At 46.1% G+C, this 19,434-nt stretch carries 14 protein-coding genes and 2 pseudogenes; 7 read left to right on the top strand and 9 right to left on the bottom strand.

Annotated elements, in window-relative coordinates:
• Positions 1 to 444, top strand: coding sequence for a DUF3021 family protein (locus L0M99_RS03950; RefSeq protein ID WP_238127823.1), 444 nt, complete (start codon positions 1 to 3; stop codon positions 442 to 444).
• Between the two features lie 125 nt (positions 445 to 569).
• On the opposite strand, the gene L0M99_RS03945 is transcribed toward L0M99_RS03950, so the two are convergent.
• Entirely contained in the window at positions 570 to 1,409 is an 840-nt protein-coding gene (locus tag L0M99_RS03945) for a hypothetical protein (protein WP_238127822.1), read from the bottom strand.
• A 397-nt stretch (positions 1,410 to 1,806) separates the two neighbouring features.
• Here L0M99_RS03945 and L0M99_RS03940 point away from each other — a divergent pair, with 397 nt between their 5' ends.
• From L0M99_RS03940 to L0M99_RS03930, 3 genes are all read left to right on the top strand, one after another.
• The gene (locus L0M99_RS03940; RefSeq protein ID WP_238127821.1) at positions 1,807 to 6,915 is read left to right on the top strand and encodes a DEAD/DEAH box helicase; all 5,109 of its coding nucleotides are present in this window, start codon (positions 1,807 to 1,809) and stop codon (positions 6,913 to 6,915) included.
• Positions 6,916 to 6,997: 82 nt separating this feature from the next.
• On the top strand, positions 6,998 to 7,390 hold the full coding sequence (locus L0M99_RS03935) for a hypothetical protein (protein WP_238127820.1): 393 nt from the start codon (positions 6,998 to 7,000) through the stop codon (positions 7,388 to 7,390).
• Positions 7,391 to 7,740: 350 nt separating this feature from the next.
• A complete protein-coding gene (locus L0M99_RS03930; protein WP_399336945.1) occupies positions 7,741 to 7,908 on the top strand; it encodes a hypothetical protein in 168 nt (55 codons plus the stop codon).
• Positions 7,909 to 7,918: 10 nt separating this feature from the next.
• On the opposite strand, the gene L0M99_RS03925 is transcribed toward L0M99_RS03930, so the two are convergent.
• From L0M99_RS03925 to L0M99_RS03910, 4 genes and pseudogenes are all read right to left on the bottom strand, one after another.
• Entirely contained in the window at positions 7,919 to 9,565 is a 1,647-nt protein-coding gene (locus tag L0M99_RS03925) for an ATP-binding protein (protein ID WP_238127819.1), read from the bottom strand.
• Positions 9,566 to 9,594: 29 nt separating this feature from the next.
• Entirely contained in the window at positions 9,595 to 10,635 is a 1,041-nt protein-coding gene (locus L0M99_RS03920) for a DNA cytosine methyltransferase (RefSeq protein ID WP_238127818.1), read from the bottom strand.
• Positions 10,636 to 10,832: 197 nt separating this feature from the next.
• Positions 10,833 to 12,056 (bottom strand): annotated as a pseudogene (locus L0M99_RS03915) (IS3 family transposase).
• Between the two features lie 123 nt (positions 12,057 to 12,179).
• The gene (locus L0M99_RS03910) at positions 12,180 to 13,397 is read right to left on the bottom strand and encodes a hypothetical protein (RefSeq protein ID WP_238127817.1); all 1,218 of its coding nucleotides are present in this window, start codon (positions 13,395 to 13,397) and stop codon (positions 12,180 to 12,182) included.
• Positions 13,398 to 13,791: 394 nt separating this feature from the next.
• Between L0M99_RS03910 and L0M99_RS03905 the strand changes: the two genes are divergently transcribed.
• Both L0M99_RS03905 and L0M99_RS03900 read left to right on the top strand, forming a co-directional pair.
• Positions 13,792 to 14,067, top strand: a complete 276-nt coding sequence (locus L0M99_RS03905) for a type II toxin-antitoxin system RelB/DinJ family antitoxin (protein ID WP_024058878.1) — start codon at positions 13,792 to 13,794, stop codon at positions 14,065 to 14,067.
• Positions 14,064 to 14,345 (top strand): type II toxin-antitoxin system YafQ family toxin, encoded by a 282-nt coding sequence (locus L0M99_RS03900; protein WP_024058879.1) that lies wholly within the window; start codon positions 14,064 to 14,066, stop codon positions 14,343 to 14,345. The genes L0M99_RS03905 and L0M99_RS03900 overlap by 4 nt, the downstream gene beginning before the upstream one ends.
• A gap of 137 nt (positions 14,346 to 14,482) precedes the next feature.
• Here L0M99_RS03900 and L0M99_RS03895 read toward each other — a convergent pair whose 3' ends face one another.
• From L0M99_RS03895 to L0M99_RS03885, 3 genes and pseudogenes are all read right to left on the bottom strand, one after another.
• Positions 14,483 to 15,232 carry an ImmA/IrrE family metallo-endopeptidase gene (locus L0M99_RS03895; protein WP_024058880.1) on the bottom strand — a complete coding sequence of 250 codons (750 nt, stop codon included), beginning with the start codon at positions 15,230 to 15,232 and terminating at the stop codon, positions 14,483 to 14,485.
• Positions 15,229 to 15,564: a helix-turn-helix domain-containing protein gene (locus tag L0M99_RS03890; protein ID WP_024058881.1), complete on the bottom strand. Its 336-nt coding sequence runs from the start codon at positions 15,562 to 15,564 to the stop codon at positions 15,229 to 15,231. The genes L0M99_RS03895 and L0M99_RS03890 overlap by 4 nt, the downstream gene beginning before the upstream one ends.
• Positions 15,565 to 15,944: 380 nt before the next feature.
• Positions 15,945 to 16,256: pseudogene (locus tag L0M99_RS03885) on the bottom strand (IS30 family transposase); the annotation flags it as partial.
• Positions 16,257 to 16,379: 123 nt separating this feature from the next.
• Here L0M99_RS03885 and L0M99_RS03880 point away from each other — a divergent pair.
• On the top strand, positions 16,380 to 17,942 hold the full coding sequence (locus tag L0M99_RS03880; protein ID WP_024058883.1) for an LPXTG cell wall anchor domain-containing protein: 1,563 nt from the start codon (positions 16,380 to 16,382) through the stop codon (positions 17,940 to 17,942).
• Between the two features lie 95 nt (positions 17,943 to 18,037).
• Here L0M99_RS03880 and L0M99_RS03875 read toward each other — a convergent pair.
• A partial coding sequence (locus L0M99_RS03875) for a type I restriction endonuclease subunit R, EcoR124 family (protein ID WP_425304304.1) occupies positions 18,038 to 19,434 on the bottom strand: 1,397 nt, incomplete at its 5' end.

Here is a 19,434-nt window from a genome sequence, read left to right as displayed (position 1 = left end):
ATGAAAACTAAAAAAATAGTTGGTCTCACCCTGGTAGGGGCTTGCATTGGGATTACTATCGGCACCAGTATTGAACTTATTTTTTCTTCTCTTTCCTCCTCTAGCTATTACCCGGGAGTTCCAGAATTCTTAAACAGTTTTGGAAGCGAAAACGTGGCAGTACTAATTGAGCGGCTTATTTACGCAGCCTACGGCATCATTAGCAGCTTCGCGGGGTTGCTTTACCGTAACGAAACCCGACCAATTGCTCTCAATACTGCCCTGCATTTCGGCATCATCCTTATCTGCGGGATTGCTGCTGGTAGCTACCTTAAATGGTGGGGCTCTAGCTTCGATATGCTCGGCGTAATCATCGTAATACTGCTTATCTATCTGCTGATTTGGCTGTTTAATTGGCTAGTGGTTCGCGCTGAAGTCAAAAAGATGAACCAAAAACTACAATAAAATCTCCCTCTGGATTCCCGTTTACTCAAATGGGTAAACGGGAAAATCCAAAGCAGAGAATATGGTTTTAGGCGGTACTAAACCGGGCGGGGCTAGGCGGGGTATTCAATCTAGCGAGAAAACGATTAACGATTCTTAGCGGCTATTTGTTCCATACGTTGAGCCATTTGGTCACGGCGGCGATCAATGCGCTTAGTCATTTCTGCCATCAACTCACGCCAGTTGTCCTTATCATCATTAGGCGAATGTGGCAAAAGAATCGGATTACCTTGTTCGTCTATCCAAGGAGAAAGACACAACGGATCGCCCTCTTCCTGATTTTTCTTAAGCAGCTTTCGAAAAGGCGTAGCCACGTCATATTTTCCATCATCATTTCGAGGTTTATAGAAAAGAGACTCTTTATCTTGGTAATACTTCTTTAAAGTTAAATCCCAGTAATCCTCGGTAGCTCGGTTGTTACGCTTAACATTAAATCCATCTGGCACAATAATCAGATTTGCCGAAGTGTATGCTGAGCGAATAAATTCTTGCACAGTTTTTTCTTCGAACACTTCCCTGAATTCGTCAAAGTGCTTCAAGATTGCATCAAAAGTCTTTTTCGTTGCACTGGAGCCGGCGAAGTTATCTTCGATATCAGGCTTTTGCCACCACTTATTTCCATTCTTATTTTTTCCGTAAACCTCCTGCAGAGCATACTTAAGGGTTGTCCACACCGAACACATCCAATCCCCCTGGACGTATTTAGACGGTCTCCGACTAAATGTGTTACGGCATTCACGAACAGCAATACCTAGACGCTCTCCCCACAGCTCTTTATAAAAATAGCGAGCTCCATCAGAGGAATTAGGATCTTCTACCCCTCCTCCTGCTTTGTGCTCAAGCCACGTGCGGACGTGTTCACTACTCACTTCTTTAGGAAGTTCGGGGTTCAGTAAAAAACAGTCGAGGTCAAAGAAATCGTTCATAACTCGACTTTAATAGTCGGTATACCAATCCGGAAGATGTTTGCACTAATACCTCTGGGAACCACCCGGACTTAGAACCGGCAGGTAGAATCTTAAAACACACCATGCCCGCGGCGGCGGAAAGTTTTTGGAATGGCTAAGTTTTTACCGTCTTTACAGCTAAAGATTTATCCAAGGGTGTAAAAACGATCGAAGAAGTCTTTCTTGCTACCAGGGGCAAATTAACTAACCACACCAAAACCGAAACTACCCAGCGAGGCTTAAAGTGTAAGCGTTCACCAAGCGATATCTTATTTATAGACAGGCACCTATGCACCCATAAGAATCTGCGATAACGCGAGGATGCCGCCCCTGACAAACGGTCTTGGCGAACTAAATTTATCGAAGGAGAAGTACCTTGAACACCGATATTTTTTCAGAGCATGCCGCTCCAAAAGGTGAAGGTATCTCCGCCTCGGATTCCTTGAATGCGGTAGATACCCAGCAAGAAGCAGCCCGTAGCGTTGCCGCTTTTGACGCGCTGTTAACTGAATATCGCGAAATCGCTGATTCGGAACGCAATAAAGGTAACTTGTTCGAGCAGCTAATTCGTTCATATCTGCTCAATGATTCGCAGATGGGGCCGCAGTTCGGTGCAGTATATCTGTGGAGGGACTGGCCTGGTGGTGGCTTGGCTGGAAAACCAGATACCGGGATTGATCTGGTAGCGATTGAGACCGAAGATATGCCTGCCGATGGCTCAGAACCGACAGCTGACACCCCTGCGGTGGCGATTCAATGCAAGTTTTACCGCCAGGGTCACACGATCCAAAAAGGGAATCTCGATTCGTTTCTTTCTGATTCTGGTAAGGAACCGTTTAAGCGTCGCATTTTTGTAGAAACTACTGGCGTGCCTTGGAGCGATAATGCCGAAACAGCTATCGAAGGGCAAAGTAAGCCAGTTACTCGAATCGGGCTTACTGATTTGCGCAATTCGAATATTGACTGGGCTACTTATTCTTTTAATGCCCCTGACGATGCTCCTCAGCATCGGCAACCTAAAATTTTGCGCGACCACCAGGTAAATGCAATAAATGATGTGTTCGAGGGGTTCAAGTCTCACGATAGAGGAACCTTGGTGATGGCCTGCGGTACCGGGAAAACCTTCACCTCGCTAAAAATCGCTGAACAGCTCACCGATGATCTTGACGGAAATGCTCGCATCATGTTTATGGTTCCGTCTTTGTCTCTAATGAGTCAGACTCTCAGCGAATGGGCATCTGAAGTGCAGGTTCCTTTTTCCGCTTGGAGTGTTTGCTCGGACACCAAAGTTAACCGCAAACGTAGGAAACACGAAGACCTGGTGGATATCGCCACCGTTGATTTGAAAACTCCCCCCACTACCGATGCCAAGAAACTTGCAGATTCTCTCTTAAAACACCAAGATGATGAAGGACTGCAAGTAGTGTTCTGTACCTATCAATCGATTGATATCGTGCATCAGGCACAAGAACTCGCGGGAAAGCAATGGCGTGACTTCGATCTGATTATTTGCGATGAAGCACATAGGACCACAGGCGTTACTCTTTCGGGTGAGGACGAGTCTGCTTTTACTCGGGTACACGACAACACTTATTTACGCGCGGAAAAACGGCTTTATATGACTGCTACCCCGCGCATTTTCCAGCCTCGAGTGAAGAACGTAGCGAAAGAAAACGATGCGATTCTTGCTTCGATGGATGATGAATCTCTTTATGGCAAGGTTTTTCATCGACTAGGATTCGGTCAAGCTGTAAGTTTGGGGTTACTCACCGATTATAAAGTGGTAGTCCTGGCTATACCGGAAGATCAGATTACCCAGTTTTTCCAACAAGATCTCCCCGAAGGCGAACTAACGATCCCCGAAGCCGCGAAACTCGTGGGATGTTGGAATGCCCTTTCCAAACGTAAAAATGACCTATTTGATGTGCAATACGGCGAAGATAAATCACCGATGCGCCGAGCTGTGGCTTTTGCCAAAGATATCAAGACCTCGAAACAGGTAACTGCTGAGTTCCCAGAGTTAGTACGCACTCACCTACAAGACCTCAATAACACCGATGAGAGCGATAACCTGGAAGTGCAGTGTAAGCACGTGGATGGTTCCATGAATGCTATCGAGCGTGGCGAAGCACTCGATTGGTTAAAGTCAGAAACCTCAGATGATCATCCAGTTTGCCGCATTCTTACCAATGCTCGCTGCCTTTCTGAGGGAGTAGACGTTCCTACCCTGGATGCGGTACTTTTCCTCAATCCTCGCAGGTCGCAGGTGGATGTAATCCAAGCAGTCGGTAGGTTTATGCGCAAAGCCGAGGGCAAAGAGTTTGGCTATATTATTTTGCCGGTTGCGGTACCGGTTGGCACTGAACCGGAAAAGGCAATGGATGATAATAAGCGCTTTGCGGTTGTCTGGCAGGTGCTACAAGCTATTCGCGCTCATGACGAACGTTTTGATTCCACGATAAACGCCATCGAGTACAACGAAAATCCTCCCGAAAACATCATGGTGGAGGTAGTAAATCTCGCCCAATCAAAAGAGCGTGGCTCTGGTTCTACTACCTACATCGAAGGCACTGAAGTTGGAACTGGTGATGGCATTCCTGCGGATAACGCAGTCAGCGGAGTTCAAGCCATGTTAAACATTCCCAGTTCCGAATGGAAAGATGCGGTTTATTCCAAAATAGTGAAGAAAGTTGGTAACCGGCTTTACTGGGATGACTGGAGCCAAGACATTGCTGATATTGCCAGCCGCTATATTAACCTGATTGATCATCTTCTCGAAGATCCGCTAAATCAAGATTACTTCGCTAAGTTTGTGGAATCTTTGCAAACTACTTTGAATCCGGCTATTGACAATGCCGAGGCGGTGGAGATGCTGGCACAGCATCTGATTACTAAGCCGCTATTTGATGCCATGTTCCCAAATCAGGACTTCACCGCCCAAAACCCGGTTAGCCAGGCGATGCAAGCTATTTTGGATCGCCTAGCTACCAATCAAGTTTTTGAAAATGAGAGGGAACCGCTGGCAAAATTCTATGCCACTATGGCCGAGAAGATTACTAGCATCGATAATCTTGCTGGCAAACAAGAAATCATGCGCACTCTTTACGATCGGTTCTTTTCCAAGGCTTTCCCCGCGATTAAGGATCGCCTGGGGATAGTGTTTACCCCGGTGCCGGTGGTGGATTACATCCTAAAATCGGCGGAGTACGCCATGCAACGACACTTTGGTAAGAGCCTGGGTGATAGTGGAGTATCGATTATTGATCCCTTCTTGGGAACCGGAACTTTCGTAAGTCGCTTGCTGCAATCCGAGATTATTTCCCCTGAACAGCTCGAGCACAAATATCTACACGAAATTTTTGCTAATGAAATCGTACTGCTCAGCTACTATATCGCCAGTATTAATATCGAGCAGGTTTATCACCAGATTCGAGCGGACCGCGGACAAGACCAAGGGTATCTGGAATTTCCGGGCATCACTTTGACCGATACCTTCCAACTACGCGAAGGTGAGGGACAACTTGCTGGTATTGGTGATTTTCAGGCCAATCTGGAGCGCGTTAAGCGGCAGCGGGAAGCTCCCATCCGGGTGGTAGTGATGAATCCACCCTATTCTGCCGGACAAAAGAGTGCGAACGATAATAATCAGAATTTAAAGTATCCCCAATTGGATGCGCGGATAGAAAATACTTATGTGGCTCGTTCTAGCGCCACTAATAAAAATAGCCTCTACGATTCTTACTTCCGGGCTCTGCGCTGGGCAAGTGACCGTGTCGGGGAAGAAGGAATTATCGCCTTTGTATCCAATAGTTCCTTTATTGATGGCAATACCGCTGATGGGGTTCGCCTCAGTTGGGCGGAAGAATTTAGCGATATTTATATATATAACCTGCGAGGTAATGCCCGCACCCAAGGTGAACGCAGACGCCAAGAAGCAGGAAACGTATTTGGAGAAGGATCCCGCACCGGTGTGGCGATTACCCTCCTGGTTAAGAAGAAAGATGCTCTTTCGCGCCCCTGCCGCATTCATTACGCCGAGGTGGGAGACTATCTGGCACGACAGGAAAAATTAGATCTGCTAACGCGAGAAGCTTCCATAGCAGATACCGACTTCGAACTAATTAGCCCTAATGCTCATGGGGATTGGATTAACCAACGCGATGAAAGATACCTGGAGTTCCAGGAAATCGGGGACAAGCGCACCAAGGGCAAAGTTAATACACCTGCGGTTTTCCAACAGTACTCGGGAGGACTTAAGACTAACCGCGATGCTTGGTGCTATAACTTCTCACGCCAGGCCGTGGAATCAAATATGCAACGAATGATTGATAACTACAACCAGGAGGTATCCTGCGGACATACCAGCAAAAATACTATAAATGACAAAACAAAGATTGCTTGGAACCGGCAGTTACTAAAAGACTTAGATAAACAAGCTCAGCACAAATTTGTATCTAACGCCTTAAATCTGTCAATGTATCGTCCTTTCTGTAAACAGTCTGTCTATTTTAAGCAGACGATGAATGACATGATTTATCAGCTACCACAGATTTTCCCCACTCCCAAGCAGCCCAATCTAGGAATATCCATAGATAGCGATGCGATAAAAGAAGGAACAGGTTTCCTAGTTGCGCACATACCTGATTTGCATTTAGTCGGCACTAGTCAAGTATTCCCCCTTTATACCTGGGAGAAAACAGAAAAAACCGGGAATGATAATTCATTATTTGCGTCTACGGGTAACTGGGAAGATCTTGATACGCCGGAGGAATTTTCTGGGAGTTTTGATTTTAATAAGCCCATCAGCTCACAGGTACCGGCAAAAATTAACGGCTACTGCCGCCGAGACAACATTACCGATGCCACGCTTAGCGCCTACCGCCATCATTATCGGGAAGAGGTGATCAGCAAAGAAGATATTTTCTTTTATATCTATGCCCTGCTGCACCATCCGCAGTTCCGGGAACGTTATGAAGCTGATTTGAAGAAGATGCTGCCTCGAATTCCGAAGGTGCAGGATTTTTGGAGCTACGCCAATATCGGGCGGGAACTAGCGGAACTACACGTGAACTATGAAGAAGTCGCCCCCTATCCAGGAGTTACCGCAAAAACCAGTCTGATTGCACCCGATGATGATTGGCAGAAGTATCACCTAAAACAACTGGTCTGGGGGAAGAAGCCCGGTAAACGTTCCAAGGATTACACTACCTTGGTGTATAACGAGTATCTGACGTTCACGGGGATTCCTGAACAAGCTAATGAATACAAGATAGGTGGACGCAGCCCCTTAGAGTGGATGGTGGATCGCTATCGTATCAAGACTGATACCAAGAGTGGCATTGTCAATGACCCCAATGATTATTGTCGTGAAATTAATGATCCTGCCTATATCGCTAAACTAATTCCGGCATTAGTCACGGTATCGATGCGCACCCTAGAGCTAACGCGCGCACTCCCAGAATTCATCATCGATGAAGAACAGTGAGCAAGGATCGGTTAACCAGACGGTAACCCGGCAAGCTTGTAATGAACTGAGATGCTAGTTCTAGATCTGAAAGCTAGTAGATATGAGTACAGAATCCCAAAATAATAGCTTCGATAAGCTTTTGGGGAAGAGATTTGGAAAAGTTCGCCCGCTTGCGACACCTTCGCTTGTTCCGGTGGCTGAATCCTTAGCGAAGCAATTTTCTACCTTGGATACTCTTAAAATAATTTCTCCGCCGTTTAGGGTGGATGGATTATCCGCATTAGTTGAACGGCAGCAAGATTTCCAAAGCTGGGTAAAATTTGTATTTTCCCGGTTGGCTCCACTGCGTGAAGTGAGAACTGCCTCTGATGCGACGGATGTGCAGATATTGGCGAAACCGGGTCGTGTAAACAGGGTTATAAAACATCTAGGCTCGGCACTTGATGAGGCTAAACTCCAGCTATTACTAGAGAAAAGGCCGCAGGGATCTTAGTCCCAGGCAATTGGAATTCGACTTGTTTGATACTGGTTGCGCCGACGCCTCACGTGCTAACACCTTGTCTAAACGCTAAGTACTGTTGTCGGGAGTCCTAGGTGATGCGTATTGAGTTTTTGGTTTCGGTTAGGCTATAGGCTATAGGACGTTTGAGCAGCTGGTTACGGCCAGGACTGCGGAGCCCGCCTCCAAGGCCTACACAGTACAGTTTTTATAGAGCTCGAGGTGGAGAATACGAGTGTGCGAACCGTGTTCACTACCCTGCAACACTGTGCCAGGCAAGAGTACCCTTCCAGGATTGCTGCAGCTTGTTTCAGACATGCCGCTAAAACAGGGGATTTGTCCCTGTGTTGTATGACGTGACTACCTTGTATGTCGAGGCCGAAAAAGAGGACGAGGACAGTGGACCAAATCTGGGGCTACGCATAGTAAGGTACTCCGAAGAACGAAGAGTAGACCCCCAGATAGTAGCCGGTCTGCCGGAAGACCGTAGGGGGTTTCCCACGGAACAATAGCTTCGCACTATCAATCTTTAACTTGAGATAATATCTCCCCTAATCTTTTCTTAATATTTTCGTAGGTCAAAGAGAGCTGACGCTTGGCGTTATCGGTAATAATAGAGGTGTGCCCAATAGCGTCTCTGAGTGGTTTATAAGTGATTGAAGATCGGCTAAGACTAGCACTTTTTTGGTTTTTGGCTTTATCTATTAGGTTTGCTAAATCAGACATATCAAGATAGTATAAATCCCCTTCATCCACTCTAACGGAATAGCTTATATTAGCAGCATTCTTGCTTTCATTCTCTCTCTTTTTCCATTTTTTGGCTTGCCTAATGGCCTCCTGAGAAAGTGGCTTATCGGTATTTTTTATATAAAATCTTAAAAGGTTTTCCGAGATGAAACATTCTGTATATGAAGGGATATTAAATCGTGCTTCGGAAGCAAGAGTTTGTGCCCACTGCTGAACAGTACCCCCCTTTCTAATAAACTTCTCCTTTTCCTGCATATCTTTTATGGTGAGACTAAAAAGTTCCTCTGCTTTTCGCTCTTTCGGTTTTATTTTAAAATTATCTGGATCACCAGTATCTAGCGCCTGTCGTCGATAATCATCCCATTCATTTATCACTTGCTTAAAAATCTTTTTGAACTCAACAAGGAAATTATTGAAAATAGGATCATTAGGAACAATACCTTCACGACTGCTCGTAAAGATATCTTTTCCACTGCCATTATCTAGGTCATCGTAATGAATCTGTCCATAAACGTAATTTTCAACAATCCTAGCTGTAGGAATATGTCTTACAACATCTCGCTCCCTTAGACGACCATTCACAAATAAATCTACTGTAGCCTTCTCGTTCGTGTTAGGAATTTTTAAATTTGAGGGTTTTCTTACAGTAGCAATATATCCACGAATATTAAGTTTTGTTGATACCTCGATTACATTATCTAATTCATTCATCATAGAAAATAATGGATCAGTAAAGTTATTTATCGACCACCGAAACTGAGTATTATTTGCCAATTCCTTTAATTCAGAAATTTCTATCTTTTTACCATTAACAAAAATGTTAAAATCAGAATCATACAAGGAAAATTTAAAATAGAGAGATATAGCTTTTCTAATATACTCAACTGTATTATAAATTCCGTCTGTTATGTTTTCAAAAAAAATCGCTGTACCTTGTTCCTTCTCATCCAAAAGACGATATAGCTTTGCATTAACTTTACTTAAGTGATAATCGCCCGAAACTTCGTCTTCTTTAATTGCTTTATCTAATTCAGAATTATCAATTACCCCGCCGACAACATCGGTTGTTTTAGTCTTAGTAAGTACACTAATTCTTTGTGCACAAGATAATAATGCTAGTTTACCAATACCTTTTCTACCAATAAACCTTCGATTTAATTTTGATTTATATATGCCGGTCTTACGTTTACTATAACCAATCTTTAGAAACTTATTTTGAAAATCTTTTGCCGTCATCCCTAGACCATCATCAACAATTAACATTGTACGGTCCTGCCGGTTGATCTCAATTCGCACGTTATGGGCATCTGCATCCCAAGAATTTGAAATAGCCTCACCAAGAATCGTAATTATATTTCTATAAAGATTCCTACCTAAATGATTCAGAACGCTTAGAGAAATATTAAAACTAAACTCATCCATAGCAACCTCCATTTTCGGTGAACTCTTGATTAATCTGACACGTGGTTCAAAATTGAGTTGCCAATTACCTCGCCCAGCCTGACAGGCACAGCGTTTCCAATATGTCTCGCTATACGGCGAAATGAAAACGGCACTGAAGGATCAATGAAGTCATAATTTTTGGGGAAGGTCTGGAACATAGCACCCTCTCTTAACGACAAAGCTCGATCCTGCGAAGGATGACCAAATCTTCCGGTTCCATAGGAATAAAACTGTGTGGTGATAGTTGGACCAATTTGATTCCACTTCAATCTTCCATATACAGAACCATAAGTTTTTCCTGATTTCTCTTGATGACATTTACAGCGCAAAGCTGCAGGCCAGTCTTTCCACGAGCCACCCGGCCTGGATGCCTGAATTCGTATTAAATTCGTTGCTGAAAGCTTAGATGCTCTGTGTAATGGATCATTATCACAAACCTCGCCAGCTGCAATAGGGGGTAACGCGCCAATAACATCTACTGTTAGTGGAGGGTCTAGAGGTTTTGTTGTCTGTGGTGAACTCAGTGTAATCTTTCTTAGTTTTGATGCCAGTAAGACAAATCTTCTTCTAGTCTGAGATATACCATAATCAGGGCAATAGACAACCCCTTCGTCATGGAAATAGTCATTATCCTCAATTATTTTAATAAACTCATGATAGACGTCTGTTTTCATTAGTTGAGGAACATTTTCCATAGATATAATATCCGGCTTTAGCTCAGAGATTACTCTGCCGAATTCAAGAAGCAGACCATACTTCTCATCCATTGTATTCTCTATACCTAATTTTGAGCGCATTGAGGAAAATGGTTGACATGGAGCACAACCGACCAATACTTTTATTGAGTTTTGATCATACAGCGTTTTAAGTTCTTTTCCATGTAACGTTTTTATGTCTCTTTCGTAAAAATTGACCAAATTATTTTTTTCATACGCAAATTTACAAGTAGGGTCATTATCGTAGCCTGCAACAACAGGAACACCGGCGTCTATTAGACCCCTAGTTAACCCTCCCACGCCACAAAACAAATCTATTGCTTCTACGTTCATCTGCTACCCACCATATTCTTGGGTTTCGGTTACCGAATTTCTTCAATATTACCCCAGCGACCCGTATTTTCAGTTGGTATACCATGTCAAGCTACCCGGGGTGTCCTTGTAGCCCACTTGTTGTCTTTGTAGATTGGCACAATTCTTCTGACACCAAAATTTCGAAGTCTGAAGCGTACTGGGTTTTGTTCCGCTTTTTATACTGGGGTCAATTCGTTGACCCGTGTTTGATTATAGCTGGTGATTATCTCGCTGGGGCTTCTGTATCCGAGTTCCTGGTATAGGCGGTGGTTGTTCCACCAGTGGACCCAGTTCATGGTGGCGAATTCAACCTCGGTCAAAGAAGACCCTGATTGTGAATAGATCAGCTCGCTCTTATATAGGTCGTTGACCGCTTCGGCTAGCGCGTTATCGTAGCTATCTCCCACACTGCCGGTGGAAGGTTTGATTCCCCAGTGAGCGAGTTTGTCGTTATAGATAATACTCGTGTACTGAGAACCGTGATCTGAGTGGTGAACCAAGCCAGACAGGTGCTCTTTAGCGTTCAGGATCGCCTGCTCTAACGCTTCCAGTGGCAATGCCTCTGTTTGCATGGTCAATCTGGTTGCCCAGCCCTCAATCTTCCTGGAGAACACGTCAGTAACGAATGCTGTATAAACAAAACCAGACAGAGTACGCACATACGTGATATCAGCGACCCATAATTCATTGGGTTTGCCAGCTTTAAAACAACGCTTAACCAAATCCGGGCGAGAATCTGGTACTTGAGCGGGTCTGGTTGTTATTGCTGTGCGTCCCCGGCGAACACCAGCAATCCCAGCGATCCTCATGATTCTGGCGACCTGGTCACGAACAATACCAGCCCGCGCGCCTGGCTGCGTGCCACATCTTGCGTATCCCGTAAACCCCGAAATTATGAGCGTGAATAGCTGCCAACTCCCTAGCAAGTTTTCGATCACGAATGCTTCTGACACTTGCTGGTCTGCTCTTGGCTAGCCGGTAGCCGCGAAAGGTAATAAACCCTCCTTCCAGACTCGCACCCAGTACCCGGCAAATCGGCTCGACCCCGAAACGACCCCTATATTCGTCAATATAAGCAACCATCATCGGGCAGGTCGGTTGAGCTCCGCTGCGAAAAAAGCCGAAGCAGTTTTCAAAATCTCATTCGCCCTACGCAGCTCCGCATTCTCACGCTTAAGCCGTTTGATTTCCTCATGCTCTTCACGCGTGAACCCCTGCCGTTCACCCGTGTTCACAAGATGCTGCTCATACCAGCGGCGCAGTGACTCGTTTGCAACCCCCAGCTTCGGCGCGATCTCACGGACTGCCTGCCACTGAGAACACGAGCCATCACCAGCTAAGCGATCCACGAGCATACGCACCGCCCGATCCTTAAACTCCTGAGAATACCTCTTAGACATATCCCTAATCCTCTCAAAAACGAGTAGAAACAAAACCCAGGACGCTTCACCTCGAGATAGGTACTGATAGTGTGCTGAGCTTTATATTTAGCGATGGCTAGATACTTGTGAACAGAAACTAAACTAGTCGGTCGGCTCTACCAGATTTTTTAACGCTTCAGTGACAGTAACTGTGTCATCTGCTGGGATATTCAATTGAAATACTCTCAAATCCAGGTCTTCATAAGACGCAGAGCGTCCACACTTCCCGCACTTCAGATCAGATACTGAAGCTATTAAGGCAAGGTTGAATGCAGAAAAATCATCCAATGGCGGTTGCTCCAATAACAACAGTGCTTCTCCACATGGGCACGCTAAATAAAGCGTTACAAACGGAGTCGCACCGCAATCTGGGCAGGCAATCCCAAGTTTCCCCAGACCACACAGGTTTGCCAGTAACGGGTGAGAACAATTTTGACAGACAGGAGCCCCAAACATTAACCAACCCAACGCGTGCCAAAAATGGCGTTTCCGAAATTTTCTTAGTGTAGATCGCTGAGCCTGTTGCGTTTTCCTGTGTAAAAAGAAAATTTCATTCGCGCGCGCTCTGTCCAAAACGTAGCCCGCCGAGTCTAACTTATAAGGCAACCCTTTTAATATACCTCTTGTCATAGGGTTTGATACGAGCGATAGAACATCCTCTGCTAGTTCGGATAGTCTAACTGTGCCACGTTTACGACGCGCACGAGCAATGCGTGCAGACAGAAATATGATTTGGCTCTCTATCCTTTCGTCTGAGTAATCGCTAATCGGAAGGGCTCGCCTGAGCAGCTGAGAAATACCGGCAGTAAATGCGTCTGCGTCCAGTTCGGGAAATTGCCTCAGAAGCACATCGGAGCTGAACACCCCTTCGTATTTTTCATCGAATTCTTTCTTAATATGGACGGACTCCACGAATGATTTTTCCTGTACAAGACTCCGATATTCTTCGTCACGTTTAATGGCTTCAACGATTTTCCTGTCTACTGCGCCTATAAACGCGAGAAGTGCTAGGTCAGCTTCCTTCATCGCAACGAGTGTTGAAAGCCGTTCCAACTCAGCCGCAAACTCTCCGATGGTCATATTTGTGTTCTTTACTGACACCACCACTCTGCGTTGAGCTCCAGAAAAGCACAAATCTTCATTTTGCTCACAATCCAAGTAAAGATCTGTTTCCCGGTCAAACCCAAGACGTTCAGGTGAATGGAATAGCTCCATTGCAAGCCAAAGAGCAACAGCGTCTTGTTGGTCAACTTTCGAAGCAATAAATCCTCCGCGTGAATGGGGATCTAAATAATCGCTGGGGGACGATGCGAACCACACCTTTTCTAGTTGAGCTATTCAGACAGCCAGCTCATAAGAGCAACAAAATTATATCCAATCGATTGTAAAGTTTCGTAAACCCAACCTACTAGAGTTTTCATAGCACCGTCAGCCACGCTATCAGCTCGGATATTTCTTGAGACCTAAAGCACTCGCGAATAATTTAGCGAGGTTGGAGCGTTTCCGAGTTACCGCGGACGCCAGGGAATCAAACAGGGGCTGGAAGTTAGCAGCCGCCGCCGAGACGTCCTCATCCAATTCTAAAGTTTCCGCATCCAGGGTGTGAACCCCAAAAAACAATAGTTATATGCGCATTACACATATAGCACGCATATAACCATTGATTTTTTGCCCCAATTTTTCTACTATTTATGTCAGAACAGGAGGGGTACAGATGGCTAAAGTTAGTACCAACATCAATCTGGACGCCGATCTCAAGCGCTCCGCGCAGCTCTTACTCAAAGACCTGGGCATGGATCTAACCACTGCGGTCACCATATTCTTGCGGCAAACCGTGCGAGATCAGGCAATCCCGTTCCAAATATCGCGCGACATTCCCAACGCCCAGACTCTTGCTGCCTTGCAGGAATACGAGGATATGAAGGCACACCCCGAAAAGTACCCGCGCTATAACAGCTTCGAAGAAGCAATGAAAGACGTCCTTGCATGAGGCTAAATATTATTCTTTCCAACCGTTTCAAGAAGGACTTGAAACTTGCGAAAAAACGCGGTTTAGATCTGGAACTGCTGAACTCGGTTATCAACCGTCTCGCCCAAAGAAAACCTCTTGCCCCTAAACATCGAGATCACGACCTTGGAGGTAATTTCCGAGGATTTCGCGAATGCCATATAAAACCGGATTGGCTCTTGGTCTATCGTATAGACGGCGAAGACCTCATATTGTTCTTAAACCGAACTGGCTCACACGCCGATCTCTTCGGCATGTAAGTCGAACCGGCAACTTCTATTTGAGATTGGCTAAAGCCCGGGTGGCGATTCCGCTTACACCAGCGCCCTACAAATAATTAACCACTGCAAGCAACCCCAAAGCGGCACTAGCTCCCTATCAAAAAGCCAGGATGGATTTATTGCTCCAGCAGTTCAAGAACCTCGTCTGCCGACAGCATCTCGGGTGTCTCCCGTGCAGATTCCTCCGCAGTTGTGGCAGTATTTTGCACCCCAAGAGCCCACTCATAGGTTTGCGCTGGTGCTTTCCCGCTATTTACTTGTTCGTAGAGCTTAGCAAGCAGATGCGCAGGAAATCTTTGCGCGCCCGATAAACTGGCACGGCGCTGCACATCACTCCAGGTAAGACCGATTTCTTTTAGATGTTTACCTAGGAATTTTTGGGTAACTATTGTTTTCTCGTCCTCGAAAAGAAAATCTGGGGTAGGTAAGTCAAACTTATTGAGCCGATTCACCAAGGCCGCAACTGATACCCCCCAATCCCACAAAAACTTGGCGAACCTTGCCGGTTCAGCTTTGTCCTCTACTAGCCTTTCAACCTGTACTTTCGGCATCAATAAGTCGGCAGCAAAACGATTAGCACCACGTTCCTGCTCTGATATTTCATCGTCCCGCTTAATCGTAGTGTCGTTAGCTATATGCCCGATTTCATGGGCAATCGCAAATACTTGCCTAAACCAGTTATCGGTTCTGGGAACCACAATGACCGGGCGATAATCCAGTATAAGACAGGTTCCGTTACCCTCTAGCCCAATCTGCACCACGTCAATGTGTAGATACTCTTCGATTTGGGAAGAAAAATCAATCTTAATTCTATCCCCAAGCATCTCCCAGACTTCTTCCGGAGTTTTCCCTTGCAAATCACTCATCTATATGCCTGCTTATAGACCAACGCAACAGAACGGAAAATATCTAAATCAGCCGGGTTAAAGTGGTATTTTTTGGCTTTCCCATCCCAATCATGACGAGCAGCCACTTCTTTTTTGGATACCCAATAAGGGTCAGAGCCGGTAATTAACCAATCTAAAGAAACGTCCAAAATAGTCGCGATTTCGGCAATCTCGCCAGCGCTAACTTTGCGGCTACCGCTAATCACCCGGCTTAGTCTAGCCTGATCCCAACCCAGCTTCTCCGCTAATTGCTTTTGACTTAGACCGCTATCCTTGCAAGCGCTTCCAATCCGCTCTCCGATATTTTTCATCTCTGACACCTCCTATAACCCCAGCATAAACGAAGATTAATGAAAACAGAAGGTAAATTTGTGAAAATCACAATTTAAACGGGAAAATTGACCAGGCCACCGAAGAGGCGACTAAAAGCCCTTGCCACTGCCGGTTTTCAAATCCCGGAGACAGATCCTTGGAGATGTTTTGAGGGGACGCTTGGCGGCTTTTGCGCTGGTTTGAGGGGTTTTGGGGGTGCGCGATTATTTACGCGGTCGCGCTGTATGACGTGATCCTTTACGTTTTGTCGATCCTTTAAACTTTTTTGCTCTGTGCGTGCGGGTTAGCCTGCCGATTTGCGTGGGATTATCTGCCTGGTCTGGGGTGGTTTCTTCATCGCGTTTTTTACGGTTTTTTCGCGAATACTTTTACCTGCATGAAGTCTATCGGCGATAATGATTCGTTCTTGCAGGCCTAGATAGTACGGTCCAGCATTTCCAGGGGTCTGCATTTTTGCACAGTACCAGGCAACGCTAGCCTTTTCGTTACGCCCGCTAGAGCGAGTACGCCCATTACACCATACTTTCCCGGTACGTTTGGAAATACCCACTACTTTGGCTGCTTGCGTAAAATTCAGCCCCTGACGCAAAAGCTCTACATAATGCTCACGCCGAGCAGCACACATCTTTCAACGAGACGGGTAAACAACACCCGCATACTCATACAACACCGTCGAAACATCCTTTCAAACTCGGTGTTGCAACCACCATTAGAACCTAAGTAGCACGAGTACCGGACGGCAAATTTCCTTGATACCATAGTTATGGAATTTTCACCATATTTAGGAGGGATAATGAAGAATTGGTTGCGAGCCACGGCTGCTCTCGCAGGCGCGGCAGCACTGACACTGGGGGGCGCTGTTTCCGCTGTAGCAGCAAACAGTGTAGACGACGGTAGCAACGTCAAGACCTTCGATGTTACTTGGAGTGACAAGGTCAAACGCTATGACCCCAAGCTGGAAGGCACCGAAGTTAACGTGCCTCTATACTGTGAGGTTTACGAATTCAAAGATGGCAAGAAAACAGGTTCCCAGCTTGGTTACGAGTGGCCAACGCTCCAACTCACTGTTGGCAAAGATGAAAAAATTCCCCTTGAAATAAAACTCGACAAGCCCGCGTACAAGGGTGTTGACAAGATCGGCGTTCAGGACTGTTACCAGTATCGCGACGGGAAGTACGGACACAGCCAGTTCTCTTTTTCAACCGGCTATAGCAATGGCGTTAAAAAGCTCGCCATGAACCAGCAGGCCAACACCGATTTCAAGTTTGAGTTGGTTAAAGGCGAGTGGGATGGGGAAACCTATCTTGGTAAGGTTCCCGAGGGTAAGGCCCCCACAATTACTATCGGAGTTTCACAGCATAAAGCCGGAGACCCGGTTACCGAAGATGGCGAAAAAGTTTACAAGCCCCTTATAACCAAGGGCGGCGACCCGGCGGCAAACAAGTACGTTTTCGCCGATAAGGCTGCTCATAGGCCTTCTGCCGAAGTCAATCCGAAGAACCGTCAGGATACTCCTATTACTCGTGCTTCGATTGGTAATAGCCTGGACATGTTCTCTGGCTACACTGGCCGTTACCGGTGGTACCAGTTGACCGCTTCGATTGACGATCCTGAACAAGCTAAGCTCTTCCGCGTTGAAAGCGTTGAAGGTAATGACATTGATGGCTGGACCGTGAAGGTAAGCTCGGCTGTCCGCACAATGACTCCTGAGGCACCCACTCTAGTAGAGGCAGATAAGTGCGGGGTTGAGGGAACGGTACAGCTTCCCGAGTCCAAGTACTTTGATTATGAAACCGTTACCAAGGGAACCAAAGTTTCGGTAGCCGCCCTATTGAAGCAGGATTTCAAGGACAAGATCGAAGTTAAGGGCGACACCAAGTGGGAGTTCAATGTTGCAGCTAAACCGTGCACACTAGATCCAGCTGAACAGTTGGCAACTCCGGTTGCTCCTAAGCTGATCAATCCTTCCGCTGATGATCCTGCTTCTTGCACCGTCGATCCTTACGTGACGATTCAAGAGACCGAAGGCGTTTCCTACACGGTTACTGCAAACGGCGTGAAGCTGAAGGCTAACCAGGATGGCAAGTACATCTACCCGTACAACTCGAAGGTAGAAGTTAAGGCCTCCGCATTGGACGGTTACTTCTTTGCTGAAGACGCGGTAACTGAGTGGACCTGGGACAGCCACGATACTGCAATGGCCCCAGCCTGTAAGCCGGCTCAGCCTAATAATAAGCAAGCTTCCCATCCTATGAAGAAGCTCCCTAAAACTGGTGTTGAGGTCGCTACCCTACTCAGCATCTCTGCTCTACTGCTCCTTGCAGGTGGTGCACTAACCGCACGCAGGTTCAAGTAACCAATTAGCAACCTACATTTCGCCTCCCGGCATTAGCCGGGAGGCGAAATCTTTTTATACGACCTGACGCTGCTCTTCATAGAACCTGGTCAAAACTATCCGAGGGTGTGGAAACGATCAAAGAAGGTTTTCAGCTTTTCGATAACCCGCTTCTTGCGTTCAATCCGGCTATCAGCACCCGTAGCGAACAGGGATCCTCGCGGCAAAATCTGGTCAATATCGGATCCAGAGGTTTCCAGATGTCCCCGCCTAAACATGGCGTTAATGAACCGCTCGGTTTCAGGTTGTTTCAGATTTTCTTCCTTGACAATTCCTGCAAGCTCGATAGCTTTTTGATCAGTTAGGAAAGCTTTCCACTCTTCATCAATCTCACCGCTAGTGGCAGAAACCGAATCCACGAACCGTTCAATCAGATCCAGCTTATTCTGGAAGGTAGGACTGGACTTAACTGCGCGGCGAATATCTTCCCGCACTTCCTGGCGGCTCTGCTCAGCGTGCTGGTCACGGTATTTTTCTACCAGCATCAAAATGTAGTCAACATTTACTTCGACCTGTTTTATTAATTCGATTTCAAAGGTCAAATCATCATTGATCCGTTTACGTTCCCCCTCAGATTCGGCACGCCGCTGCCGGTAAAGCTCAATATATTCTGACTGATAGTCTTGTAGGTCACGCGGGCTGAGCGGATCTTTTTCCTCAAATTCATCGAAAGCAGACAGAATATTTCGCAACCGTAACAGTTCCCCGAAAGTTTTTATAAACAGGTCTTGTTCGGCCTCCCCAATAATTAGCTCACCCGGCTCCCAGCGCGACAACTGGTCAAGTTTTTCCAAATAGGCATCAAAATAAACCCCGAAAGGCTTAAGTACCGTAATCCCCTCGGCTTCTTTATTACCGAAGAGGGCGATAGCCTCGGAAGTTTCTTTTTCTAGGTTCCTAAAGGAAACAATATTTCCGTAAGCTTTCACCGAGTTCAAAATACGGTTAGTACGCGAATAGGCCTGCAACAACCCGTGGTGATGCATATGTTTATCCACCCACAACGTGTTGAGGGTTTTCGCATCAAAACCGGTCAGGAACATGTTAACTACCAGCAACATATCTAGCTGGCGGTTACGCATCTTCTCGGACACATCCTCATAGTAGGCACCAAAACTATCTGCCGAGGTATCGAAACTACTCCCAAACATTTGGTTATAGTCTCCAATCGCAGTCTCTAAAAACTCGCGGTCAGGGAGTTCTAAAGCCCCGGTATCGAAATCTTCTTCCGGCAGCAACCCGTCGCTATAGTCATCCGAGTTCGGGGCGTAGGTAAAAATAGTGGCGATTTTGAGACGTTTATCGGCAGCAAGCTCGCTTTGCTGGCGCGCAAACTCTACATAGTAGGCTTTAGCGGCTTTAACCGAGGCAGCGGCAAAAATAGAGTTAAACCCCCGCTGAAGCGTCCCAGGTTTTGTTCCTAGGTTTTTTTGATTTTTTGAGAGGATTGTTT

Origin of the sequence: Varibaculum cambriense, from assembly GCF_022133705.1 — a bacterium.
GTDB classification, from domain to species: domain Bacteria; phylum Actinomycetota; class Actinomycetes; order Actinomycetales; family Actinomycetaceae; genus Varibaculum; species Varibaculum cambriense_A.
Note: the sequence above shows the minus strand (reverse complement) of the source record. Positions and strands in the feature narration are given on the sequence as shown.

Coding starts and splice junctions, on each gene's coding strand:
- L0M99_RS03950 (WP_238127823.1), top strand. CDS start 1: ATGAAAACTAAAAAAATAGTTGGTCTCACCCTGGTAGGGGCTTGCATT.
- L0M99_RS03945 (WP_238127822.1), bottom strand. CDS start 1,409: ATGAACGATTTCTTTGACCTCGACTGTTTTTTACTGAACCCCGAACTT.
- L0M99_RS03935 (WP_238127820.1), top strand. CDS start 6,998: ATGAGTACAGAATCCCAAAATAATAGCTTCGATAAGCTTTTGGGGAAG.
- L0M99_RS03925 (WP_238127819.1), bottom strand. CDS start 9,565: ATGGATGAGTTTAGTTTTAATATTTCTCTAAGCGTTCTGAATCATTTA.
- L0M99_RS03920 (WP_238127818.1), bottom strand. CDS start 10,635: ATGAACGTAGAAGCAATAGATTTGTTTTGTGGCGTGGGAGGGTTAACT.
- L0M99_RS03905 (WP_024058878.1), top strand. CDS start 13,792: ATGGCTAAAGTTAGTACCAACATCAATCTGGACGCCGATCTCAAGCGC.
- L0M99_RS03900 (WP_024058879.1), top strand. CDS start 14,064: ATGAGGCTAAATATTATTCTTTCCAACCGTTTCAAGAAGGACTTGAAA.
- L0M99_RS03895 (WP_024058880.1), bottom strand. CDS start 15,232: ATGAGTGATTTGCAAGGGAAAACTCCGGAAGAAGTCTGGGAGATGCTT.
- L0M99_RS03890 (WP_024058881.1), bottom strand. CDS start 15,564: ATGAAAAATATCGGAGAGCGGATTGGAAGCGCTTGCAAGGATAGCGGT.
- L0M99_RS03880 (WP_024058883.1), top strand. CDS start 16,380: ATGAAGAATTGGTTGCGAGCCACGGCTGCTCTCGCAGGCGCGGCAGCA.